Genomic DNA, 24,569 nt, shown 5'->3' on the forward strand with positions numbered 1-24,569 from the left:
CCGCTTCGGCGGGTTTTTTTATTTGTGGCTCGCGCCATTCATTCTTGCTTAAGGCCGGAAACGCTCCCAGAGTATTTCCATACTATGTTTATTTTCCGTCAATGCGGTACAGCCCTGAATCGCCTACAATAGCGGTTTCGCAGCTCATGCCCCGACCCGGCACTTCAAACCACATCATGTCCACCTTGAACGCTGATCCCGCAGAAATCCAGAAATTTAGTGAACTTGCCCATCGCTGGTGGGACCCCAGCTCTGAATTCAAACCACTGCATGAAATTAACCCACTGCGACTGGAATGGATCAACCAGCGTGTACCGCTGGCAGGCAAACAAGTCATCGACGTAGGTTGTGGCGGCGGTATCCTGGCCGAATCCATGGCAAAAAAAGGGGCGACCGTCACCGGCATAGACCTGTCTGACAAAGCCCTCAAGGTAGCCGACCTGCATGGACTTGAATCTGGCGTGAGCGTGCGCTATAAAAAAATCGCCGCCGAAGACATGGCAGAAGCAGAGGCTGGCCAGTTTGATGTTGTCACCTGCATGGAAATGCTGGAACATGTGCCCGACCCCGCCTCCATCATCAAGGCCTGCGCAAAAATGGTCAAACCAGGTGGACATGTTTTCTTCTCCACGCTGAACCGCAATGCCAAGGCCTACCTGTTTGCTGTTATCGGTGCAGAATACCTGCTGCAAATGCTGCCCAAGGGTACGCATGACTACGCCAAGTTCATCACACCGGCAGAATTGTCGCAAGACATACGCAATGCAGCTCTGGAATTACATGCGATGAAGGGCTTGAGTTATAACCCCCTGACCCAAATCTACTCGCTGAATGCTGATACCAGTGTCAACTACATGGTTGCCTGTACACGTCCGCTGTGAAGCCAACAAAACGCCTTCATCCATCATGAAGGCGTGTTTTTGATTTTTTATTATGCAAACTCCACAAGCAATCCTGTTTGACCTCGACGGTACATTGGCAGACACTGCCCCCGACCTCGCAGCCGCCGTCAATGTCATGCGTGAAAACCGGCAACTGGCACCCGTTCACTATCAAAGCTTGCGCCCCCATGCATCGGCCGGTGCTCGCGGCTTGCTGGGCGCGGGTTTTGGCATCAAGCCAGAACATCCTGATTACGAAGCAATGCGCGTTGAATTTTTGAACCAATATGAATCCGCCATTGCCGTGCACAGTAAACTGTTCAAGCAAGTGCCAGACCTCTTGCGCGGTCTTGATGTCATGGGCGTATCCTGGGGCATAGTCACCAACAAGGCCATGCGCTTTACCCGCCCGCTGATCCCCTTGCTCGATTTGCAGGAAGCACGCTGTGTGATCTCTGGCGATACCACCCCGCATGCCAAACCCCACCCGGCCCCCTTGCTGGAAGCTGCAAGGCAACTGGGCATACGCTCAGAAAACTGCTGGTACGTAGGCGACGACCTGCGCGACATACAAGCAGCCGAAGCCGCCGGCATGACCAGCATCGCCGCCGCCTGGGGTTATTGCGGCGCGACCGAGCCAAAACACTGGAAAGCCAACGCCATCATCGACAGCCCGCTGGAACTGCTGGAACTGGTACGCGCCAAACATTTACAGGCCATGGCCTCTTGAATACTGCAGGACTACCCCTAAATGGGGTATACTGATAAAGCTTTGGGGACGACCAGGTTTCGACGGGGGTTGCAAAGCAGCGCAGGGCATACCGAGGCCAGACTACCTCGTAAATACAATCTGAACTATATAACTGCAAACGATAACTCGTACGCATTAGCCGCTTAATACCGGCTAACCTTACACCACTTCGTCCATAGGGTGGGCTGGCAACAGCAGTAAGGACATTCATATGGAATCGTCTTGAGCCGGGTTACTTGACTCTCGATTAAATAATAGGTAACTCGTCCTGCCGCAGCGTGTGCGTCCGCGTCGTCAGGATTAAATCAAATGGCAGCACTAAGTATGTAGAACTGTCTGTAGAGTGCTTTCGGACGCGGGTTCGATTCCCGCCGTCTCCACCAAAATACAAAAGTCACCCAATTTATTGGGTGGCTTTTTTATTTTGATGATCTGTGTAAATTGAATCCGCGGGACGTGGGGATGAGTGTGGGCAGGTGAAAGCACCTGCGTGCTTCAATTTTTAAAATTGAAGCCGACTATTAACTGATTAACATTTCTCAATGCGCGGAGCAATAAGCGTAGCATTTTGTTTTCTTATGAAGTCAAGGTAAATCTCTTCATTAGTAGTCATATAAATTACATCGATTGGCGCCATTAAGCCTAGCGAGGAAAAATGTTCCTTTAACTCAGCAAGGCCATTCACCGACTCATAAACCACCAAGATATCCACATCTGAAACCTGGGGTTTGCTAGTTAAAATTGAACCGAATAAATAAATCTTTCCTCCAGTAAATGCAGTAGCGGCATCCAAGATGAAAGAGTAAATTTCAAGCAGTAATTCCTCTTTTTTAACTATTTAAGGCTCCTAGTAACTGCCGAACATCTACGATTCGAACCCCTGCACTTCTGGCAGCGTCAATGGCTTCGGGCGTGACACGTCCATTTGGATTATTAACAAGAATGGTTCGACTTCTTCCGAATCTCTGAATATTATCTCTGATTACATCGGCGGTGATTTCATACTCGTTTATAGCCAAAACTTGATACGCAGCCATCGTGTGCCGATGAATAAGAAACGTATTGTTATTCAACATCTCTACACGAGAAACGGCATCATGTTGAGACAACGCTCGAAAAATAAATCTCCTCTCCGGGCAGATATATCCTCGCAAGTCTTTTTGATTGACCGCCCTAAGCAAATCTCCAATCCCCCCAAGTCCAACCGGGACATTATAGGCAAAATTTATAAGATCCCCATCGAAAAGTGCATCCTTGGGTATGTTTAAAATAAATTCTACATCTGGTCGGCGAGCTGCAGTCGGAATATTAGCCAATCCTGCGACACGCAGCGACATAACCGCGACCAAAACAGAGCCCATCTCTTCAATATCTAGCTCGATCAGATTGTTTTCTAGGGCACGCACGCTTGAAACATGCTCGTGTGACAATTTGCCCGCAACCCAATTAGTGCTGCCATCTGTGACTGTCATGTGTTAACTCATTCGAATATTTTATTAAGTTGCTCCGGAAATCGTTCACCACTGTGCAAAGCACCTCCTAAATGCTTTGCCTCAAAGTCATTAACATGCTCGCGAAAAGTCTCAATGATGAGGAACTCCTCCTCGCGAAGTAAAGTGCGATTGGCATCAAGAATATCTAGAATTTTTCGGTTGTTGGGGATAATGCTTTCCCTTATTTTCCGACGCCATTGAGTTGGTACTGAACTTTCTGGATTAAATCGCTCGTCTGTATTTGGTCCGTATTTATCAAAAATTGCTCTATTTCCCAAAAGAAGTGGGACTATTGCGTATCTTGCTTCTTTTCTGGAAGGGAAAAGTTTTATCCCAAATATAACTGCTAGCTTTTCCTTATGCCGTCTTTTCCATTCAAGAATCAATCCTTCCGAGAACTTATCCTCAGCCTTATCAATCGTTGTGTGACAATTTGGACAAAGCAAAAGAAGATTTTCATATCTGCTTCGCTCCTCATCGGTTAGTTTCGCATCCGCACGAGGGCCTTTGTCTCCTGCGCTAATGATATGTGCGATCTCGGCAATGTGAATAACTTCATCATCAAATTCTTTAAATATTGGCTCAGAGCAATTGGGATTAGCACAATAGCCTCCAGAATCCGCAAACAAACGAAGCTTGGTAATTGGTGTCGGCGCAATCCGGCCATGTGAACAAATCATGTTATAGCTTTCAGTATTATTGAAATGGCTCAACGAGCGCCGCCAGTCACATTTCGAAGACCCTAGCGGCTTCAAATTCATAAGCTTTTGAACAGCTCTTCAACAGAAATCTCAGCATCGGTCAGTTCCCAAGTAGAGAATACTGTGCTTATTCTTCGATGAAGTTATCCTGCTTAGCTGCAATATATACATCCCAATCTTTGCGTGACAATCATTACAAAATACTATATGTGATGAATGTTGTCTAGTTGATCAGAATTTAACCCCAACATCAACGTCATCCCATCCTGCGGCGACACCTGAAAACCATAGTATTCATAAAACGCCTTCGCCCTGTCATTCAAGGCATGAACCAGCAAAGCGCGCACGCCCGTGTTTTGTGCGACAAGTAATGCCCGGTTCACTGCATCCTGCAAAAGAGCTGCCCCCAGCTTAATGCCTTGCGCCTCGCGATCGACCGCAAGGCGACCAAGAACCAATACTGGAATGGGATCAGGCATATTGCGGCGTATATTGCCGGTAGCAAGCTGATGAGCAACTGCCCCTGCAGCCATGGCGTAATAGCCGCGCACCTTGGTTTGCTCATCAAGCACGACAAAGCATCTGCTGGCGCCCGCGAGTTGATTACTCATGGCGCGACGCTTGAGCCAGTCATCCAGTGATACTTCACCGCAGGAAAATTCGTCCAGCTTGTGGCCGGCCGCCAAAGGCTGGGGCGAAGACAAAACCAACATCATTCGGGCTTGCCCCAAGGCGCCTTCACAGCCTTCAGTCGCTCAAGGCCAGGATTAGATGCTGCCGGAGCATCAAGCATGGCATTAAATTGGCGGAATTTTTCATCATCAAGATTGAAGAAAACCTGATCCAGCAACACAGCTTGAGCACGTTCACAGGCTACTTCAAGCATGAAATCTGAACGGTTTTTACCCAACAAGTTGGCAGCCTGATCAATGAGATCCCTTTGCTCTGGCAAGGCACGGATATTAATTGCAGCAGCACGCATAACTCACCTCCTCGTAATGACAATAGATATACACGATAATCAATTGTATAGCTGTTGTCAATACAATCCATAACTACATGCAACCGACAAGTGATAAAACTTTGGGCTCATACTGACGCATCATTATTAAATATACATGACAACCCCCATCTTTATACAGTAGGATTATTGCCTGCCCATATACCAATTTGAATAGCGAGCAAGCCTGCATGTCCCTGGACTTTTCTACTCTGTCCGCCCTGCGCACTCATCATCCCGCCTGGCGCTTGTTGTGTTCTGACCATGCGCCCTTGATTGCCAGTTTTTTGCATCGCATCTTTGTCGCGCCCAATGTAAGGGTTGTGAGTGCCGCTGATCTGGCTGAGATGCTGGAAGATGAATTGTTTGCCCTACGTGAGCGTCTGGGTGAAAACGAATTCCCCAAGCGGGCGCAGGAGTATTTGAATGACTGGGCTAGCCCGGATAAAGGCTGGTTACGCAAATTCTATCAACAGGGCTCGGACGAGGCACAATTTGACCTGACACCAGCGACAGAAAAAGCCATCAACTGGCTCAGCAGCCTGACTGAGCGCAGCTTCGTCGGTACTGAGTCACGCTTGCTGACCTTGTTTGACTTGCTCAAGCAAATGAGTGAAGGTAGCGAAGTTGACCCCGCAAAGCGCATCGCCGAGTTGCAAAAGAAACGTGAAGACATTGATGCGGAGATTAGCCGGGTCTTAAGCGGTGATCTGGGCTTGCTGGATGACACGGGTATCAAGGACCGCTTCCAGCAATTCATGCAGATTTCACGTGATCTTCTGACGGATTTTCGTGAGGTTGAATATAACTTCCGCCAGCTTGACCGGCGGGTGCGTGAGCACATCGCTTTGTGGGAGGGTTCCAAGGGAGCCTTGCTGGAGCAGATCATGGGTGAGCGTGATGCGATCAGCGACTCAGATCAGGGCAAGAGTTTTCGTGCCTTTTGGGATTTTTTGATGTCCAGCCGCAGGCAGGAAGAACTGACGCAGTTGCTCGATCACGTACTTACGTTGACACCTGTACAGGAACTTGCACCTGGACCACGTACCAGGCGTGTGCACTATGACTGGCTGGAAGCGGGTGAACATACCCAGCGTACAGTCGCCCAATTATCGCAACAGCTAAGGCGCTTCCTGGATGATCAGACCTGGCTGGAAAATCGCCGCATCATGGACATTTTGCGCGGCATAGAATCCAGGTCACTGGCTTTGCGCCAGCAACAACCATCTGGTGAATTTTTTAGCATAGATGAAATGACGGCAGAGATAGAATTGCCGATGGAGCGCCCTTTGCACACACCCTCTTTCAAACCAGTAATTGCTGACCTGATCTTGCAGGCTGGTGATGCTGACCTTGATACCAATGCGCTCTACAATTATTTCACTATCGACAAAGCAGAGTTGATGCTACATATACGACATGCATTGCAACTGCAATCCCAAGCGACGCTGCAAGAAATCACAAGCAAATACCCCTTGAAACATGGTTTGGCTGAGCTCGTCAGTTACCTGCATTTGGGTAATGACTCTTTCAATACAGTGATCGATGAAGAGCACGCAGAAACCATAGGCTGGCACGCAATCACATCCCGTGGCGAGCAAGTACAAAAACAGGCTACCCTGCCACGCGTCATTTTTGTGAGGTGAGCATGGATACCACCGCCTCCGTTGCTGGCCACGCTACAACTAAACAATCCACGCCTAATCAAGACCATGCATTGTCCCCGTTGCTGATCAATTTGCTCAAGACGGTTCTGTACCGTGAAGATGATGAGCAATTGTGGGGCGCGCTCTTGAAGCTGCAAGCAAGGGTGCGCGACTATGTTAATGTTCTCAATCTTGATCTGGTGCTGGATGAAGCAGAAGGATATGCCTTTCTCAAAAGCCGACCTGAACCAGAAGAACAAGAAGCAAAAACCAAAACCCGGTTGCCCCGTCTGGTGGCGCGACGGCCTTTGTCATTTCCTGTCAGTCTGCTATTAGCGTTACTCAGGAAGAGGCTGGCAGAATTTGATGCCAATGGCGGTGACACACGCCTGGTTTTAAGCAAGGAAGACATCGCCGGACTCATGCGTGTGTTTTTACCCGACAGCAGTAACGAAGCCAGACTGGTCGATCAGGTCGAAACCCATATCAACAAAGTGATAGACCTGGGTTTTATACGCAAATTGAAAACCGGCAGCAGCCCACAAACTTATGAGGTGCGGCGCATACTGAAAGCCTTTGTTGATGCACAATGGCTGGCTGATTTTGATGTCAGGCTGGCCAGCTACCAGGCGCAACTCGCTGGCGAAGAAGATGTATCGGACAAAACTGATGAATGACGTGATGCAAGCTAATACCGAACTGATGGCAGAGGTCGAGCTGTCAGGCTTTCGCCTGCACAGACTGGAAGTGCTTAACTGGGGCACCTTTGACAAGAAAGTCTGGAGTTTGCATCTGGGTGGCAAAAACGGCTTGCTCACGGGCGATATAGGCTCAGGCAAATCCACCTTGGTGGATGCGATCACTACCCTGCTGGTGCCGACACAAAAAGCAGCCTATAACAAGGCTGCAGGTGCAGACAGCCGGGAAAGAAACTTGCGCTCTTATGTGCTCGGCTATTTCAAGTCAGAGCGTAATGAAGTCAGTGGTACCGCCAGACCAGTGTCGCTGCGCAAGGACAATAGCTATTCCGTCATCCTGGCCGTGTTTCGCAATGCCGGTTTTGACCAGACAGTGACGCTGGCGCAGATGTTCTGGATGAAAGAACCACACGGTCAGCCTGCGCGTTTTTTTGTCGGGGCAGAAAAAGAATTATCCATAGCCGCTGACTTTGGCAATTTTGATGCAGATGTCAATAAGTTGCGCAAAAGACTGCGTGCCTCAGGTGCAGATGTAGAAGAGAGTTTCTTTAAATATGCAGCCTGGTTCCGGCGGCGTTTTGGCATAGAGAATGAGCAGGCTATGGAACTGTTTCATCAGACTGTGTCCATGAAGTCGGTTGGCAATCTGACAGACTTTGTACGAACCCACATGCTGGAACCCTTTGATGTAGCCAGCCGTACCGATGCCCTGATCTCTCACTTTGAAGACTTGAACCGCGCCCATGAAGCGGTCTTGAAGGCCAAGCGCCAGACCGATATGCTGACGCCACTGGTCGCAGATTATGAACTGCACATCGTGAAAGCGGCCGACATTGCGCAACTGAAACAATGCCGCGAAGGCTTGCCTAGCCATTTTGCCAGCTTGAAATTACACTTGCTGACACAACGCCTGAATCATTTAGGGGAAGAATGGTTAGGGCATAATGCCCAGATATCGCAATTGGAAATGCAACGTGAAAAGCAAGGTTTTGAGATAGACGATATCAAGCTCGCCATTGCCAATAATGGTGGCGACCGCCTGAGTAAGCTGGAAGCGGATATCAGGAAAAAAGAAATCCTGCGCGACAGTCGCAAGAACAAGGCTGAGCGTTACGGCCAGCTATTGGCCGACCTTGGTGAGAAACCTGCTGATAACTCACAGGATTTCCATGCGAAAAACCAGGTCTTGCGCACATTGGCTGAGGATTTGCATGCCGATGAAGGCCGCCTTCAAAACATACACGCAGAACACGGTGTCAGCTTCAGGCAAGCCAAGATTGAGAGGGATGAATTACAGACTGAAATCAACAGCCTGAAGCGCCGCCCGAATAATATAGACAGCAAACAAATCAAGATACGTGAACTCTTGTGTAGTGGGCTGAACATCGCAGAAGATGACATGCCCTTTTGCGGTGAGCTGATACAAATCCGCGATAGCGAACAAGAATGGGAAGGTGCAGCAGAGCGGCTCATGCGTGGCTTTGCCTTGTCCATGCTGGTGCCAGAAAAGTATTACCAGCAGGTTGCAGAGTGGGTCAACACAAACCATCTGTACGGTCGTTTCGTGTATTTTCGGGTGCATCAGCAAAGACGTGGCAAACCGGCCAGCCCGCATGCTGATTCACTGGTCAGGAAACTCGCCATCAAGCCGGATTCTGCATTGTATGAATGGCTGGAAGCCGAGCTGTTGCACCGTTTCGATGTCGCCTGTTGCGCAAGCCAGGCGCAGTTCCGTCAGGAAGCCAGGGCAATTACCATGGCTGGTCAGATAAAAGACCCCAGTGGCCGCCACGAGAAAGACGATAGCCACAGCATCAATGACCGCAGCCGCTATGTACTGGGCTGGTCGAATGCACCCAAGATAGCCGCCTTGGAAAAGAAACGTAGTCAGTTGGAAACTGACATGCACCGTGTCATGACCTTGATGAATGATGCCAAAGCTGCGCAAAACGCCGCCAAAGCCAGGATCACTGTGCTCGACAAACTGGAAGAATTCAAAGATTTTGAAGAAATCAACTGGACCAGCCTGGTTACAGAGATTGCCAATCTTCAGCTTGAAAAACAAAGACTGGAAGCTGCCTCTGATGTACTGCTATCCTTGAATCAGGATTTGCACAACGCCAGACAGGCGCTGAAGGAGCTGGAAAGCCAGCTCGACAGCTTCAAGGACAAGCGCTCAAAAAACGAAGGGCTGCAGCAACAGGCTGAAGGCCTGCAGGCTGCTGCGCTGGCAGTGCTGCAAAAGCAGGCTATGGAAGCCGACATAACACACCTGCTGGAGAAAATACGCAACCAGGTTTTGGGCAAGCACACACTCACGGTTGAGTCTTGTGATCCACAAGAGCATGAGGTGCGCAGTTTCATTCACAAAAATCTGGAAACAGAAGACGACAAATTGAGAAAGTTGGGCAAAAGAATCAGTGAAGCCATGTTCACTTTCAAGAACGAATTCAAGCTGGAAACCACTGACTTTGATACCCATGTCGATGCCGGATTTGAATACAAGAAACTGCTCGAGCAATTGAACCGCGACGACCTGCCACGCTTTGAAGCACGCTTCAAAGAGATGTTGAACGTCAACACCATCAATGAACTGGCCAATTTCAATGCGCAATTGGCACGGGAACGTGAAACCATCAAAGAGCGTATTGCTCACATCAATGAATCACTGATACAGATAGACTATAACCCTGAGCGTTACATCATCGTCGAATCGCAGATCAGCCCAGATGCTGACATACGTGATTTTCAGTCTGATTTGCGGGCTTGTACCGAGGGTACTTTGAGCGGTTCAGACGAAGCACAGTATTCAGAAACAAAATTCCTGCAAGTGAAAGCAATCATAGACCGCTTTCGCGGACGTGAAGGTCTGTCTGAACAGGACAAACGCTGGACTGGCAAGGTCACCGATGTGCGTAACTGGTTCTTGTTTGCGGCCAGTGAAAGATGGCGTAGCAATGATGCAGAACATGAGCACTATTCCGACTCTGGCGGCAAATCAGGCGGCCAAAAAGAAAAGCTGGCTTACACCATTTTAGCCGCCAGCCTTGCCTATCAATTTGGCCTGGGCTGGGACAAGCAACGTTCTCGCTCTTTCCGCTTTGTGGTAATTGATGAGGCATTTGGACGCGGCTCTGATGAATCTGCGCAATATGGCCTGAATCTGTTTCAGCAATTGAATCTGCAATTACTGATCGTCACGCCTTTGCAAAAAATCCATATTATTGAACCTTATGTATCCAGCGTTGGCTTTGTGCATAACGAAAATGGTCAGGAATCCAAATTGCGTAATTTATCGATAGAAGAGTATCGCGAACAGAAATTACATGTGCTGACGGATGCGCTTACATGAATTGGACTGGCTCAATTGAATTAAAGGCCCAGTTGCAACGTCTGTGGGAGCGTGGTGATTTATTGCGTATGCAACTGGAACCTGAATTGCACTTCCCGCTACGTTTGAGCTTGAAGGCACCAACCTCCAGCGATATCAGCGACCGCTTTGATGCCGTAAGAAAATGGATAACAGAACTAGCCTCATTACCACATATACGCTTGGAATGGCGCGAGGTGCGCCACCGCATACATGGTTTGCAACGCTTGCCAGATCAAGTCTGGATAAATAGCCTTGAAGCAGCTTTGGCGATAACAGGCAAAAAACGGGAAGCTGCGCGTTTTCAGTTGCTGTTTGATGAAACACTGAACAAGCGCCAGGTATTGCAGTCATGGTTAAAAAAACGCCCCATGCAGGCACTCGACTTGCATGACCGATGGCCGCAATTGCTGGCGATTATCGCATGGTTATGCGAACATCCACGCCCTGCAATTTATCTGCGTCAAGTTGATATTACTGGCATACACAGCAAATTCATTGAGGCAAATCGTGCGGTATTGTCAGAACTACTGGATCTGGCATTACCTCTGGATGCTATTGATGAGCGCTACACAGGCATAGGCCAATTTGCGTCGCGTTATGGATTTCTGGACAAGCCATTACGATTGCGCTTCAGGGTACTTGACCAGAGTATGCAAATTTTAGCGGGCATAAGCCACCCGGACATCATGCTTGATGCAGACAGTTTTTCCCGTCTTGATTTATCTGGGAAAACTGTCTTTATTACCGAGAACGAAATTAATTTTTTGGCTTTTCCTAAAGTCGCCAATGCGATTGTTATTTTCGGCTCTGGCTATGGCTGGGATGCGCTGGCATCCGCTCAATGGCTGAATAGCTGTGCAATTTACTATTGGGGTGATATCGATACGCATGGTTTTGCCATTCTCAACCAGCTGCGCCATCATTTCCAGCATGTCACCTCCTTTTTAATGGACAGAGAGAGCTTGCTGAGACATGAAATACATTGGGGTGAAGAAGCTAATCAAGTCACCCATGCGATGAATTGCCTCAATGCTGAAGAACAGACACTATTCGAAGACTTGCGCGAACAACGCTTGGGAAAGAATCTAAGGCTGGAACAAGAACGCATACAATTTGAGTACGTCATGAATGAAGTGCTGCGACTGACGAACGCTACACGGCTGCTGAATTCAGATTGAGCATTATTATCTATGACCATAGAACTCAAATTTTACCTCGCAGCCTGGATCAGCTACTGCATCCTTTGCATCTGGCTATACATGTCTGAGCGCGCTTCCTTTCCTCTGCTAGCGTACAAAGCATTTTTATACGTACCCTGGAAGCTGATTACTTTCAGCATCGCTGCAATTGGGATTACTGTTGTCGCACCTTACACCGCTGACCCGACCTGGGATTATTTTGATGCGGCCATGATGTCAGTACTCACGTTTCTGACAGCACCTTGGGCAACGGGAATGCTCTACCTGGGAATAAGAGGCAAGGCCAGGCTCAGGCATGTGCTGGTCGCAATTGGCTTGTGGATGTTCTCGGCGAGCTGGTGTTATGACTTGTATCTGTTGATCAGAGATGGCCAATACCCGATTACCTGGGAGGCAAATATCTATGCATCCTCGGTGCTTTATTTTAGCGCGGGCTTGCTATGGAATCTGGAATATAGAGCTGGCCGGGGCGTGACATTTTCTTTTCTTGAACCGGGATTTCCAGCCCGCCCACAGCAAACAGGTTTTGCCAGGATCGCCTTGTTTGGCCTGCCTTTCATGATATTGGCTATCTGTTGCATAGGATATTTTCTTATCTAAAGACAAGAAAATCACACGCAAAAAATTCACAACTCTTTCCAGCTTGCAGGTCTTCAAGCGTTCAGGAAAATCAATCCCTCCTTCATCCCACCTCAATCCCTGTCCGGCGCCCCAAGCGGAAATAACTGCCGATAAGGCCTCGCCTCTTCCACTGCCCTGGCGAATGATGGGAGGGAAAGCAAACGGCTGCGGTAGGCGCGCAGTCGTGGATATTTTTCTGCGATCTGCTGGGTCCAGTCTGCATAGAAAAGTGAAGGTGCTGCAGCGCAGTCTGCCAGTGTGAAATTCTCGCCGCTGGCCCATGCGTCGCCTTTGAGGTTATTTTCCAACCATGCATAGGCGAGGTCGAGTTTGCTGGCTGCGTGGGCCAGTCCTTCCTGTCTTTTTACGGTATCGCCAGTGAGTGCTGCACCAACCGCATGCTGGACCGGGGTCATGACGTGCAGGTCGAAATAGCGGTCAAGAAAGCGCACGTCCAGTGCCTGCATGGGATCTGCGGGCAGCAGACGCACTGGACCAGGATGGGCTAGTTGCAAATACTCGATGATGATGCTGGTCTCGACGACATTGCGCTCACCGTCAACCAGCAAGGGGAATTTGCCCAGCGGCCAGCGCTGGAGCCACTCTGCTGTGTAGGCAGGCGTATCTGGCCCTATGCAGCGAAATTCAAAAGGCGTGTCATTCTCGTACAGTGCGATAAGCACTTTCTGGGTGTAAGACGAGAATGGGTGACCGTATAGTGTGAGTGACATGAGCTATGCCTTGAAAAATGTGTGAGTTGATGATGTTCGCGTTGTCCAGGAATTTATCTCGCATGGTAGTCTGCGTATGACCAAGACTACCCCGGCCATGCGCCGCAAATACGTGCCTGGCCCAATTCTGCGCGTCCACAGGTATTCAATCAAATGCTTCTATCCAGCGGCAAGGCTTATTATTTGCCGACTATATTAAAAATGCAATCACTTGCAGAGTTGAAATGATCAGAAACCGGCTCGCTAAATAAGGTCGTGGGTGACAGATGAAGTCAGGGCGACCATCTCTTGTTCGCAGCGGCAATTCAATCTCAACAATAGGCCGTCCGTTTAAATTTTAGACACAAAAACAATAAGCCACCTCGCGGTGGCTTATTGTCTTCAATACCGGACTTCGCTTCTATTGAGCTTAGCCACGCACATAGCGGCTATCAACTGCAAAGGCAGTCGCTGAGCTGCCAATTGCCTGTACAAAGAACAGCTCGCCATTACGCAGCGTGAAACCGCCCTGGGCGCTGCCAGATGAGATTTCTATGGTCTGGGTAATTGTCGTGTCCTTGAAAACAAATTTCCATGTGGTTTTACCATTGACCACGGAAGATGACACGGCACTACCAACGAAGTTGATCACTGCACCGTTAGCAGTCGCATTGACAAGATCGACCGAAGAGGCGACGGTTTCGCCAGTCAACATTTTGACGGTGGCGTTGGCTTCTGTCCTGATATGTTGTGCCACCACAACCGGCGAAGCATAGGTGCCAGTTGCGACGATAGCCCCTGTACAGTTGGCGTTTTCGTAGAATTCAATTTTTTGTGACATCGACAGCGCAGAACCAGCGCTGGTGGCAGTGATTGTGGTCGTGTCGATTTCATGGTTCTGGCAGCCCTGATTCCAGACGCCAGCATATTTACTCAAAGGGCCTGTGCTGGTATCAACAGGTGTCACCGTAGCAGGCGTGCTGCCACTTGATCCGCCGCCACCGCAGGCTGACAGCAGCATTGCCGTTATTACGCTCAAACCAGCTAATTTAATTTGTTTCATTTTGCATCACTCATTAGTATAAAAATAGACCGTTCACATTATGACAACTTTCATTGCAAATTCGGAAAATAATTGGCCTTTTATTTAAGCTAATCAATAAACCTTTCTTAAAAGCACTGCATCTCACTACGACAACCTGATGCATCAGGTGCGCGCACCCTTGCCACTCTCAGTGACGTTGTTAAAAATACACATCCATCTAGACTTGTGCAGCAAGCCTGTAAAAAAGACTTAAAATATGGTCATGCAAAAAAAACAATCTTAAATATAAAAAACTCAAGCACAACCATAAAACCCCCGCCTTTATTCAGCCAGGAAAAATCATGAAACTTCCAAAAATAAAATTCAAAATATGGCATGGCTTCTTGCTGCTGATTTTGCTGTTCATCATCCCGCCCCTGATCATCACCTTGTCGCAGAGATGGGAAGTGTCTGACAGTGATCCTGATCGCGGTGCGATGACGGTCAAGCAGGATGTGTTTGGAGACAGTGCAAGCAAGATTGTGTATCTGGAGCAGAACTGGAAACCTGAACAGAGCCTGTGGTTTTATACGACGACACAGGGGTCGAATTTACTGCCTTATGATTTTTTCCTGGTGCTGGAACAGGCGGACAAGCCGGAGTTGTTCCGCAGTGATGAGAACATCAACCGCTACCGTTACCTGCCGCAGAAAAAGACTTCCAGCAATCCTGATGCCTTGCCGGTGGGATTTGTCAAAGACAATTATCTGAGCAAAAATTTCATGGGCTTTACCTGCGCAGCTTGCCACACCGGACAAATCAATTACAAGGGTACGGGCATGCGTATCGATGGCGGGCCAGCCAGCGCTGACATGGCAGGCTTTTTGAAAGGTCTGACGGACGCGATGATTTCTGTGCGGGACAAACCGGATGTGCAAAACCGTTTTGTGAAGGCTGTCATGGCACTTGGCGCCTACAGCAGCGAAGCAGATATCATTGCCGACATCAAGACGTATACCCTGCGCCTGACCAGCTACAACATCATCAACCATAGCCCTGTCGATTATGGCTACGCGCGGCTGGATGCCTTTGGTCGTATCTACAACCGCACGCTTGAGCATTTGCTGAACCGCCAGCAGATAGAAGAAGTGCTGGGCAAGGTCTTGACTGAAGATGAAGTGCGTACGGCAATGGCGGGCATAGGGCCAGACATCAGCTCTGCCGATCGCGACAAGATCGTAGAAAGAGTGGCGACCTCGGCCAAGAATATCGTCAAGCTCAGGCAGGAATTATTCATCAAGGCAGATGCACCTGTCAGTTACCCTTTCTTGTGGGACATCGCCCAGCATGACTATGTGCAGTGGAATGGCCTGGGTGGCAATGGTGGCCTGGGCCCACTGGGCCGCAATACAGGTGAAGTCATCGGTGTGTTTGGTTCACTGGACTGGCATGAGGGCAAGCGCTTCTCCATCACTTCATTGCTGACTGGCCAGGGGTGGACCAAGAAGGTGGTTGAGTATGACAGCTCCATCAATACCCAGAACCTGCGGCGCATAGAAAACCAGCTCACCGAACTGCAATCCCCAAAATGGCCGCAAGACATTCTGGGCAAGCTGGACCAGACCCGTATCAAGCGCGGCGAAAAACTGTTTGCCAATTATTGCGTCAGTTGCCATGCAGAGATAGACCGCAGCTCGCCACAACGCCGTGTGGTGGCACATATGTCGAAGCTGGAAGAAGTGGGCACAGACCCGACCATGGCTGACAACAGCATCAAGTACGAAGGCTATTCAGGCATCTTGCGCAATCAGTACGTAGGTGCGGGTGTCGGTGATGTGCTGCTGGATAAAAAAGCCCCTATCGCTGCCCTGCTGACCAAGGCGACTCTGGGTGTGGTAACGACACCGGATGCCGACAAGGGCTTTATACGCCGCTGGTCTGAATGGTTGCACAATATTTTCCAGGCTTTGTTCAGCAATGAAATCAAGGACTCAAACAAGCATGGCAATTACAATCCTGATACCACGATGACACCCTATTCTTCCCTGCAGGCGTACAAGGGGCGCTCACTGAATGGTATCTGGGCGACCGGGCCTTATCTGCATAATGGTTCTGTGCCTACCCTGTATGATTTGTTGCTGCCAGCGACCTGCCCTGCCGATCAGAAAGATGCGGAATGCCGCCCTGAAAAATTTCTGGCCGGTTCGCGTGAATTTGATGCAGAAAAAGTCGGCATGAAGAGTGCGGGTTATGAAGGTTTTACCTTCGATACCAGACTCAATGGCAACCGTAACTTTGGTCACGAATATGGTACCAAGGCAACCAAAGAGACTGGCGATTTGCCTATGCTGACGAAGGAACAAAGGCTGGATTTGCTGGAGTATTTGAAGGATCAGTGATGATCTTCACATCGGCCGGTCGTTGATCCCGCGATCAACACCGGTTGCCACAAGACCTGCAAGTCTGCTGCTGGTGTGCCGTTCATCAGCGCCAACAGCATTTCGCTCATCCTGGTGCCTGCCGCCCGCGGGTCAGGCTGGTCTATGGTGGTGACCTGGTCGCCGACCAGAGTGTCTTCCATATTGCCCCAGACGATGACGGAGATGTCGCGGCCTATGGCGATGCCTACGTCCATCAGGGCGCGCATGGCACCGACGCCGGAGAGATGGTTATCGACGATGATGGCGCTGGGCCTGGGTGTGCAGTTCAATAGCTGTTGTACTGCCAGGTAACCGCTGCGCCTGTCGAGGGCATCCTGTATCAGATAGCGGGTATCAATATCGAGACCGGCACTGCTCATGGCTTCGATAAAGCTGGTACGTCGCTGGCGCGCAAAATTCAATTCCAGCGGGGCGCTGATGAGGCTGATGCGCTGGTGGCCAAGTTCCAGCAAGTGTTGCACAGCCAGCCGTATGCCATTTGCATTGTCATAGTCAAACCAGGCATAGGGCTTGTCGGTCTGGGTGCGGCCGTGGGCTATGAATGGGAAGCCTTGCCTGGACAAATATGCGATACGCGGATCTTGCACCATGGTGCGGCTGACAATAAGACCATCGACACGGCGGCCTTTGACCATTTGCTCATACGAGGGCAATTCATTGCCGGGCGAAACAGGCGCAATCATCAGGTTCATCTTGCGCGCTTCCAGCGCCTCGGCCATGCCACCAACTACACCCAGGAACATGGGATCGCCCAAGTCAGATGGTAGCAAGGGGTAGATCAGGCCAAATACATTGGTGCGGCCCACGGCCAGGCTGCGCGCCATGGGGTTGGCTTCATAACCATGCTGCTCTGCTGCTGCCAATACTTTTTTGCGCGTCTGCTCACCAACTTCAGGGTAGCCGTTCAAGGCACGACTTACCGTGGTCTTGGACATACCCAGGCTGGCAGCAAGCTCCTTTAAAGTAATCGACATAGGGCAAATGGTAAAGATGGATTAAGTTAGAAATAAGCTGGGATTATATACTTGTGCAGGCGCACTCGGTTCGTCCATGATTAGTCCAATCGCTCAATCGCCCGCTTGAAGAAAAACAGCGTCAGCAAGATGACACTCAAGGGCAGCAAGGACAGATAGAACGCCGTTTGCCCATTCATCGCGCCGAACACATACCCGGTAATCATGGAACCGCTGGTACCACCCAAAGCAGAAAACAAGACCAGCAAACCCGTCATGGCGGCATGCTGGTTGGTCGGCAGAGAACTCAGCATGACAGAATTAATGCCAGGATAAATCGGTGCCATGAACAAGCCTATCAAGGGGAAGATGAAGGCCGCCAGCGGCGCATTGCTCCAGCGCAGATCAGGGTTGGCGACGATATTATGCGTCAATGGCAGCGTCAGCAAGACCAGCGCCGCCATGCTGATGAGGCAGATATTCAATACCAGATACCAGTTCAACTTGCGCATGACAGCACCTGCCCCCAGCCTGCCTATCGCCAGGCAAGCCGCAAAGATACTGGTGGCCTGCACACTCATATCTACTGGCATTTTGAGGATTTCATTATTGAAGGTCGGCAGCCAGGTGCCTATGCCCTGTTCCAGCAGTACGTATAAAAACGCCGAAATTATATAAACACAGACGAGGGGACGCGCCATCAGTTTAAGCATATCGGCAAAATCGGTAAGCAGGCTGCTGTGACTGACTGTCAGCTTTGCTTCAAACTCAGTAAAGCTGGTGGTCGCCACCAGCAGGAAGGTCACAGCGCACAGGGCTGCCAGCAACCAATACACATGCAGCCAGACTGGTGAGGCGGGATCGTTGGCATCAATGAAATAACCAAATGTCCAGTAACCACTGAGTACACCGACCATGAAGAAGCCTTCCAGCGTATTCATCAGGCTGGCGTGCTGCTTGCGGTCTGCACTGATCAAACCTATGGTTGCATAGACAGAAACTTTGATGAGAGCAAAAGCAACGCCCACGCTGAGAAACAGCAGCTTGGTCATCAAGAAGCCGGGCAACAATGGCATGGTTGCCGTGCTGACAGTGACGATGGCCATGCCAGTCAGCATCGCATATTTATAACCAAGGCGCGGTAGGAAAGACGCGACGCAAAAAGAGACTATGCTGATGGGGATATCCTTGAAAGCCTCCAGCACACTGGCAGCAGATTTGCTGACACCATAAGTCTTGATAACTTGCAGTATCACCGTGCCCACGCTGTTGAGCAGGATGGCGAATACAAAATACAGCAGGAATAGCGCAAGAATAATGCGCCGCCTGCTGGCTGGCTGCGGGTGTTGCTCGGTCATATTGTCTCCTGCCTTTTTTATTTTTTCGGGACTTACGCAAAACCGCCCCAGCTGCGTTGCAGCTCCTAGCTTTACTAAAGTACTATCTTCGTCGCTGCGCCTTGCTGGGACGATTTTGCGTAAGTCCTGTTTTTGTATTACATTTTTTATTTACTACTTATTTTTTATGTTTTACTTTTACTGTTAGCTTGCTGCTTTTACTTCAGATAATCCTGCAAACTGAATTGATGCAAACCTGCGATGACAACATCAGCCTCGGTCAATACTGCCGGACTGCCTATACCAAGCGCAAACATGTTCGCAGATTTGATGGCGCGTATGCCTGCGATGGAATCTTCGATTCCAAAACACTCGTCAGAAGTCAAACCCAGCCCTGCTGCCGCGGTCACGAAAATTTCTGGGTCTGGTTTGCTATTCCTTATTTTTGCAGCATCGACGACGACATCAAACTGATCTGCGATACCGAGTCTCTCAATTACCGCCTGGGCATTTTTACTGACCGATGCCAAGGCTGTTTTTAAACCTGCAGCGCGTATCTGTTGCAAGGACTCAGCCGCCCCGGGCAATAAATCAGCGGGGCTCAACTGCGCAATCAGGCTTTGATAATGCAAGTTTTTTTGATCTGCCAGTGCCAGTTTATCTGCATCGCTAAAGTCTTTGCCGGAGGCTGCCAGGATCAGGGTCAGCGAACCCATCCTGTCGACACCTTTTAACTGTTCATTGAAGGCTTCATCAAAACTCGCACCTACACTTTCAGCCAGTTTTTTCCAGGCCAGATAGTGGTAATGTGCAGTGTCTGTCAGCACGCCATCCAGATCAAAAATCACACCACGGTAATCGTATTTACGCATGAGCCAACTCCTGTGCCTGCAAAGCGACTTTGCATGTCGTTTGTTGCTCCGTGACTTGCAGGCTTTGCCCCCTGTGCTGGAATTGCATTGTAGTGCCGCGCATGAGACGGTATTCGACATGGGTTTGGTTCACGGTGATTTCCAGTAATTGCCCCTGAAAATGCACGCGAAACTGGTAGTCTTGCCATTGCCTGGGCAAGACCGGCGCAAAACTCAGTTGCCCTTTGTTGACGCGCATGCCTGCGAAGCCATAGGCAATGCCCAGCCAGGTACCGCCCATCGCCGCCGTGTGCACGCCGTAATGGGTATTGCCGTGGGTATTGTCCAGATCCAGCCTGGCGGTTTGCATGAAGTAGTCATAGGCCTTGTCCTGATAACCAATTTCAGCTGCGATGATACTGAAGATGCAGGTGGACAGGGATGAATCATGTGTCGTGACTTTTTCATAAAAATCAAAGTCACGGCGTTTGTCATCAAGACTGAACTGGTCACTGAGCAAGAGCAGGGCCAGTACCACATCTGCCTGTTTGCAAACCTGGTGGCGGTAAATGACCAGCGGATGGTAATTCAACAGCAGAGGGTAATTTTCTTTGGGTGTATTGGCGAAATCCCAGACCTTTTTATTGAGAAAGCTGTCGTCCTGCTCATGAATGCCGCGTTCTTTGTTGTAGGGCAAAGCCATCAGATCCGCGGCACGTTGCCACGCGTTTGCTTCATCCGCGTGCAGATGAATTTTTGCTGCAAGTTCAGTAAATCTTTCCAGGTGCTCAGCCTGCAGCTGTCTGACGATATCAGCTGCAAAACGCAAGTGCATTTGCGCCATCGCATTGGTGTAATAGTTGTTGTTGACTTGCGCTGTGTATTCATCAGGGCCGGTCACTTCATTGATGCAAAATGAATCCGTGTCATGGCCAGGCAAGCGGGTGTAATGGCCCAGGCCCATCCACAGGCGCGCAGTTTCCAGTACGATTTCTGCACCTTGCGTCAGCAAGAAATCCATGTCTGCCGTTGCTTCCATATACAGCTTGATGGAATAGGCAATGTCAGCATTGATATGGTATTGCGCCGTACCTGCGGGGAAGTAGGCTGAGCATTCTTCACCATCGATAGTGCGCCATGGGTAGAGTGCACCGCTGGTGTGCGACATCTGACGCGCACGCTCGCGTGCTTGCGGCAGGTATTGATAGCGGTATTCAAGCAGCTTTCTGGCGATCTCTGGTTTATTGTAGAGGAAGAAGGGGAAGATATAAATTTCTGTATCCCAGAAATAATGCCCTTCATAACCTTCGCCAGTCAGGCCCTTGGCAGCAATATTGGTCTTGCCGTCACGTCCCACCGATTGCAGCAGGTGGAACATATTGAAACGTATGCCCTGCTGCAAGGCAGCGTCACCGCTGATATGCACGTCGGCCTGCGCCCAGAAGTCATCGAGATAAGCTTGCTGGCTTGCGGCCAGTTGTGCAAAACCTTGTTCACACACCTTGCCCAATGTTTGCTGACTGAGCGAGAGTAAAGACGCAGCAGGATAATCGCGGGATGAGAAATAGCTGCAAAATTTATCCAGCTTTATTGCCTTCCCCTGTACTGCCCGGATGGTAAATTGCTGCTCGAGTTTGTGATCACCCTGCTGCAAACTGCTGGTGTAGGCACTCTCTGTTTGCAAATGATTTTGCATGGCAGTTGCCAGGCTCAGGCCGCTATTGTGGGTGCGGTGCAGGAAGGCTGAGAAATCATCTTCCTGCGTTACTTCGAGTTTGTGCAGCACCGGGCCGCTGATAGCGGAACCTACACGCGGGTCATCACCTGCAGTAATATTTTTTACTGCTGCATCGATGGCAGAAAGCAGTTTGATCTCGCCAGAAAAATTCAGAGGCGTGACTTCGTACGACATTGCATACACATGCTTGTTATCAAAACTGACCAGACGCTGGCTATGCAAGCGTATGCTGCGCCCCTGGTCAGATGTCCATTGCAGGGTACGCGTCAGCAAGCCAGTGCGAAAATCCAGATGACGCTGGTAGCTGTCTACCCTGCCTTGCTGCAAATCGAAAGTCTCATCTTCCAGCATCAATGTCAGGCATTTGGCGTTTGGCACATTCAGCATGAATTGATTGGTGCGCGCCAGGCCATAGGCGTTTTCTGGATACTGTATGGCTTCGGACTCATAAAAGCCGTTGAGATAACTGCCGTTCAGTGAGTCTGCCGCAGTTCTTTGATTGCCTTCTTCTGCCGTGCCGCGCAAGCCTATGTAGCCATTGCCCAGAGCGAACAGGGTTTCGCTGAGCAGGTGATGCCCGTCATCGAGTTGATTTTCTGTAACCCCCCAGCCTTCCAGCGGAAATTGATGTTGCAAAGCATCGCTTGTTTGCACGGTGTCGTCCTTCATTTTTATTCTTGATCTTGAATATTGCGTTTAATTTTGATGGGTTTGATATTAATAAATTTATTCAAACCGGTTTGACATCTAAATTAATTCTATTTAAACCGGTTTTAAAAGTCAACAAACTAAATTTTTATTTTTGAAGCAAGACTAGCCCGGGTTTAAAAGATACCTTGGAGATAGCTACCCGCAAGGGTTTATCCAGCGATCAGTTTATCGGTGCAAAATAGGGGCATGTAAAGCAAGCTGCCCTCTGTTACGGTGAGCAAAACCGGCGTCGCTCCCAACAAATTGCCCCTAAGCTTTCTAGGTTATTTATTAAATAACTCGCAAATGACAACGATTCTCATTTATAATGATTTCACTTTAGCAATTTCACACCCTCTGAAGCGCCAGCCCCCAGCTACACACGTACGCCAGCATCCCTACGTGGGCAAGTGAAAAAACCATGCGTTATATTCGCGGGGAAATCATGTCCATCGTTATTTCATATTCGTCTCCATCGTCATATCCATTGCCGCATTCGTCCGTCATCGCTTCTGTCCTGAAAAATATTCTTATGACGCAGCACTACGACAGCCCCGGCTAAGCGTCAGCCCATAAGCGCTTTTCATTTCACATCTTGCAGCAAGCTGTGATTGCCCCGGCAATCGCAAGGGATTTGCTCACCCTCATTTTTGGAAAAACAATATGGACAGCAACAATCAAGTTCCGGCGACTGGCAATAAGTCATTTTATGCAGCAGCGGCCGAACGTACTCTGCGTCAGTTTATCGACGCCTTCTGGTTTGAAGGAGCCCTGGATGGGCATCTGGAACGACAGACTGATGGCAAGGCTGATTTGTATTTACGCGGTAGCAATGAACAGGGCCAGGCGATTGAATACCGGATAGCTGCACATCCGGCAAATAGCTTTGGGCGCAACCGTTTGCACGGCCCAGTATGCGAAGTCAGCAGTGGGATGAGCACCACTGATATTGCCACCGTTGCAGGCAATTTGTTGAGATCACACGCGGCGCAGAATGGCCCACGCTTCATTAATGAATTAATTCATACCGCCGCCAAACAGGCCTGCTCATTGCAAGCCAGGGCACTGGCAGCAAAGAGCCATGCCGCACTTGACTTGCCATATGCCTGGCAAGAAGCACAATTGGGCGAAGGTCATCTGTACCATCCTTGCTATCGTTCGCGCATAGGTTTTAACCTGACGGACCATCAGCGTTATGGACCAGAATTTGCACAGACCTTTGGCCTGGTCTGGCTGGCACTCGATAAACGACTGGCTGATATTCATAGCTTGCCTGGTGGTGACTACACACAATTTTTGCAAACGGAAATCGGTGCAGCAGAAGTGCTGCGTTTGCAGCAGGCCATCACACTCTCAGGTAAGGACGCAGACCATTATTATTTGCTGCCCGCCCATCCCTGGCACTGGCAACAGAGCCTGCAAATCCAGTACGCTGACTGGCTGGCAGATGGCCGCCTGCTCTACCTTGGCATGGGTGAAACGGTATGGCTGGCACAGCAATCAATACGCTCACTGACGTCTCTTGCCAGTCATAACAATCACAACCTGAAGCTGCCGCTCGCCATCGCCAACAGTTCGGCAGACCGCATCCTGTCTGATCACCATGTTCATAATGCGCCGCTGATATCGCAATGGCTGGAAAGTTTGTGTAGTGCAGATATTTTTTTACAGCAGCACTGCAGGCTGGCTGTTCTGGCAGAACCCATGGGCATCACCCTGGCACCTGCGGCGTCACGTCAGGACAGATATGGTTTGCTGGGCGCGATCTGGAGGCAGTCGCCTACCGCCATACTCAGGCAAGGCGAGCAGGTACTCCCGTGCACTGCCTTGACTACGCTCAATGATCAACAGCAACTGAATATTTCCATCTGGTTGCAACAACATGGCACTGAAACCTGGGTCAATGCGCTATTGCACGCCATGCTGCCACCGTTTATCCATCTGATGCTGGCGCATGGTGTTTTGCTGGAAGCGCACGCACAAAATACCTTGCTCATCGTCAAGGATGGCTTGCCTGCCGGGGTAGCCATCCGTGACTTGCCAGGTGGCCTGCATTACATCGCCGGGCAAACTACCAACGAAGCTCACTTGCAGAATTTACGCCAGGCGCCGGCACACCGCAATGCAGCCAATGCCAGCAACGGTTTTGCCATGGACACGACAGAAGAAGCCAGGGATTACCTGCTTGAAGTGCTCTTGTTTATCCACCTGTCTGAACTGGCACACAGGCTGGATAGGCATCACGGCTTTGAGGAAAGCCGCTTCTGGCAACTCGCTGCACAAACCGTGCTGAGCTACCAGACGCAAGTGCCGCAGTTGTCCACCCGTTTCCAACAATTCAATTTATTTGTACCTGAATTGCAAATGGAAAAACTGGCCAGCAGACGTCTTTCTGCCGCGCAGTCGCAAGCGTTTCATGCAGTGCCCAATCCTCTGCATCAATTCATGTAGCCCCCGGGTGT

20 protein-coding genes and 1 other RNA gene are annotated in these 24,569 nt (G+C 49.9%); 10 read left to right on the forward strand and 11 right to left on the reverse strand.

Annotated elements, in window-relative coordinates; translation table 11 throughout:
* Nucleotides 1-176: 176 nt before the first annotated feature.
* The 3 genes from ubiG (at nt 177) to ssrA (ending at nt 2,015) form a co-directional block, all read left to right on the forward strand.
* A complete protein-coding gene (gene ubiG, locus ACO0LI_RS13135) occupies nt 177-881 on the forward strand; it encodes a bifunctional 2-polyprenyl-6-hydroxyphenol methylase/3-demethylubiquinol 3-O-methyltransferase UbiG (protein ID WP_423032916.1) in 705 nt (234 codons plus the stop codon).
* Nucleotides 882-933: 52 nt separating this feature from the next.
* Nucleotides 934-1,611 (forward strand): HAD family hydrolase, encoded by a 678-nt coding sequence (locus tag ACO0LI_RS13140; protein WP_423032917.1) that lies wholly within the window; start codon nt 934-936, stop codon nt 1,609-1,611.
* Between the two features lie 44 nt (nt 1,612-1,655).
* Nucleotides 1,656-2,015: a transfer-messenger RNA gene (ssrA, locus tag ACO0LI_RS13145) on the forward strand.
* 146 nt (nt 2,016-2,161) lie between these two features.
* On the opposite strand, the gene ACO0LI_RS13150 is transcribed toward ssrA, so the two are convergent.
* From ACO0LI_RS13150 to ACO0LI_RS13170, 5 genes are all read right to left on the reverse strand, one after another.
* A complete protein-coding gene (locus ACO0LI_RS13150; RefSeq protein ID WP_422951567.1) occupies nt 2,162-2,425 on the reverse strand; it encodes a nucleotidyltransferase domain-containing protein in 264 nt (87 codons plus the stop codon).
* Nucleotides 2,426-2,462: 37 nt separating this feature from the next.
* Nucleotides 2,463-3,104 (reverse strand): hypothetical protein, encoded by a 642-nt coding sequence (locus ACO0LI_RS13155; RefSeq protein WP_422951566.1) that lies wholly within the window; start codon nt 3,102-3,104, stop codon nt 2,463-2,465.
* Between the two features lie 8 nt (nt 3,105-3,112).
* A complete protein-coding gene (locus ACO0LI_RS13160) occupies nt 3,113-3,838 on the reverse strand; it encodes an HNH endonuclease (RefSeq protein ID WP_423032918.1) in 726 nt (241 codons plus the stop codon).
* Between the two features lie 191 nt (nt 3,839-4,029).
* Nucleotides 4,030-4,542, reverse strand: a complete 513-nt coding sequence (locus ACO0LI_RS13165; protein ID WP_422951564.1) for a GNAT family N-acetyltransferase — start codon at nt 4,540-4,542, stop codon at nt 4,030-4,032.
* Entirely contained in the window at nt 4,539-4,808 is a 270-nt protein-coding gene (locus ACO0LI_RS13170) for a DUF1778 domain-containing protein (RefSeq protein ID WP_422951563.1), read from the reverse strand. The genes ACO0LI_RS13165 and ACO0LI_RS13170 overlap by 4 nt, the downstream gene beginning before the upstream one ends.
* A gap of 209 nt (nt 4,809-5,017) precedes the next feature.
* Here ACO0LI_RS13170 and ACO0LI_RS13175 point away from each other — a divergent pair, with 209 nt between their 5' ends.
* The 5 genes from ACO0LI_RS13175 to ACO0LI_RS13195 are packed head-to-tail and all read left to right on the forward strand — an operon-like array spanning nt 5,018 to nt 12,342.
* A complete protein-coding gene (locus tag ACO0LI_RS13175) occupies nt 5,018-6,472 on the forward strand; it encodes a DUF3375 domain-containing protein (protein WP_422951562.1) in 1,455 nt (484 codons plus the stop codon).
* Nucleotides 6,473-6,474: 2 nt separating this feature from the next.
* Entirely contained in the window at nt 6,475-7,149 is a 675-nt protein-coding gene (locus ACO0LI_RS13180; protein ID WP_422951561.1) for a DUF4194 domain-containing protein, read from the forward strand.
* 4 nt (nt 7,150-7,153) lie between these two features.
* Nucleotides 7,154-10,522: an ATP-binding protein gene (locus tag ACO0LI_RS13185; RefSeq protein WP_423032919.1), complete on the forward strand. Its 3,369-nt coding sequence runs from the start codon at nt 7,154-7,156 to the stop codon at nt 10,520-10,522.
* Nucleotides 10,519-11,721 carry a Wadjet anti-phage system protein JetD domain-containing protein gene (locus ACO0LI_RS13190; RefSeq protein WP_423032920.1) on the forward strand — a complete coding sequence of 401 codons (1,203 nt, stop codon included), beginning with the start codon at nt 10,519-10,521 and terminating at the stop codon, nt 11,719-11,721. The genes ACO0LI_RS13185 and ACO0LI_RS13190 overlap by 4 nt, the downstream gene beginning before the upstream one ends.
* 12 nt (nt 11,722-11,733) lie before the next feature.
* Complete coding sequence (locus ACO0LI_RS13195; RefSeq protein ID WP_422951558.1) at nt 11,734-12,342, forward strand: hypothetical protein; 609 nt, start codon at nt 11,734-11,736, stop codon at nt 12,340-12,342.
* A 92-nt stretch (nt 12,343-12,434) separates the two neighbouring features.
* Here ACO0LI_RS13195 and ACO0LI_RS13200 read toward each other — a convergent pair whose 3' ends face one another.
* Both ACO0LI_RS13200 and ACO0LI_RS13205 read right to left on the reverse strand, forming a co-directional pair.
* Nucleotides 12,435-13,094: a glutathione S-transferase family protein gene (locus ACO0LI_RS13200; protein ID WP_423032921.1), complete on the reverse strand. Its 660-nt coding sequence runs from the start codon at nt 13,092-13,094 to the stop codon at nt 12,435-12,437.
* Between the two features lie 409 nt (nt 13,095-13,503).
* Nucleotides 13,504-14,136, reverse strand: a complete 633-nt coding sequence (locus tag ACO0LI_RS13205; RefSeq protein WP_423032922.1) for a hypothetical protein — start codon at nt 14,134-14,136, stop codon at nt 13,504-13,506.
* Between the two features lie 323 nt (nt 14,137-14,459).
* On the opposite strand from ACO0LI_RS13205, the gene ACO0LI_RS13210 reads away from it, so the two are divergent.
* Entirely contained in the window at nt 14,460-16,496 is a 2,037-nt protein-coding gene (locus tag ACO0LI_RS13210; protein WP_423032923.1) for a di-heme-cytochrome C peroxidase, read from the forward strand.
* Here ACO0LI_RS13210 and ACO0LI_RS13215 read toward each other — a convergent pair.
* The 4 genes from ACO0LI_RS13215 to ACO0LI_RS13230 form a co-directional block, all read right to left on the reverse strand.
* Complete coding sequence (locus tag ACO0LI_RS13215) at nt 16,490-17,506, reverse strand: substrate-binding domain-containing protein (protein WP_423033010.1); 1,017 nt, start codon at nt 17,504-17,506, stop codon at nt 16,490-16,492. The genes ACO0LI_RS13210 and ACO0LI_RS13215 overlap by 7 nt on opposite strands.
* Nucleotides 17,507-17,592: 86 nt before the next feature.
* Nucleotides 17,593-18,849, reverse strand: coding sequence for an MFS transporter (locus ACO0LI_RS13220; RefSeq protein WP_423032924.1), 1,257 nt, complete (start codon nt 18,847-18,849; stop codon nt 17,593-17,595).
* A 197-nt stretch (nt 18,850-19,046) separates the two neighbouring features.
* Complete coding sequence (pgmB, locus tag ACO0LI_RS13225) at nt 19,047-19,700, reverse strand: beta-phosphoglucomutase (protein WP_423032925.1); 654 nt, start codon at nt 19,698-19,700, stop codon at nt 19,047-19,049.
* On the reverse strand, nt 19,693-22,086 hold the full coding sequence (locus ACO0LI_RS13230; protein WP_423032926.1) for a glycoside hydrolase family 65 protein: 2,394 nt from the start codon (nt 22,084-22,086) through the stop codon (nt 19,693-19,695). Before ACO0LI_RS13230 ends, pgmB begins: the two co-directional genes overlap by 8 nt.
* A 684-nt stretch (nt 22,087-22,770) precedes the next feature.
* Here ACO0LI_RS13230 and ACO0LI_RS13235 point away from each other — a divergent pair.
* Complete coding sequence (locus ACO0LI_RS13235) at nt 22,771-24,558, forward strand: IucA/IucC family protein (RefSeq protein WP_423032927.1); 1,788 nt, start codon at nt 22,771-22,773, stop codon at nt 24,556-24,558.
* Nucleotides 24,559-24,569 lie beyond the last annotated feature (11 nt).

It is taken from the genome of Undibacterium sp. Tian12W (assembly GCF_049339405.1).
Lineage (GTDB): Bacteria > Pseudomonadota > Gammaproteobacteria > Burkholderiales > Burkholderiaceae_D > Undibacterium.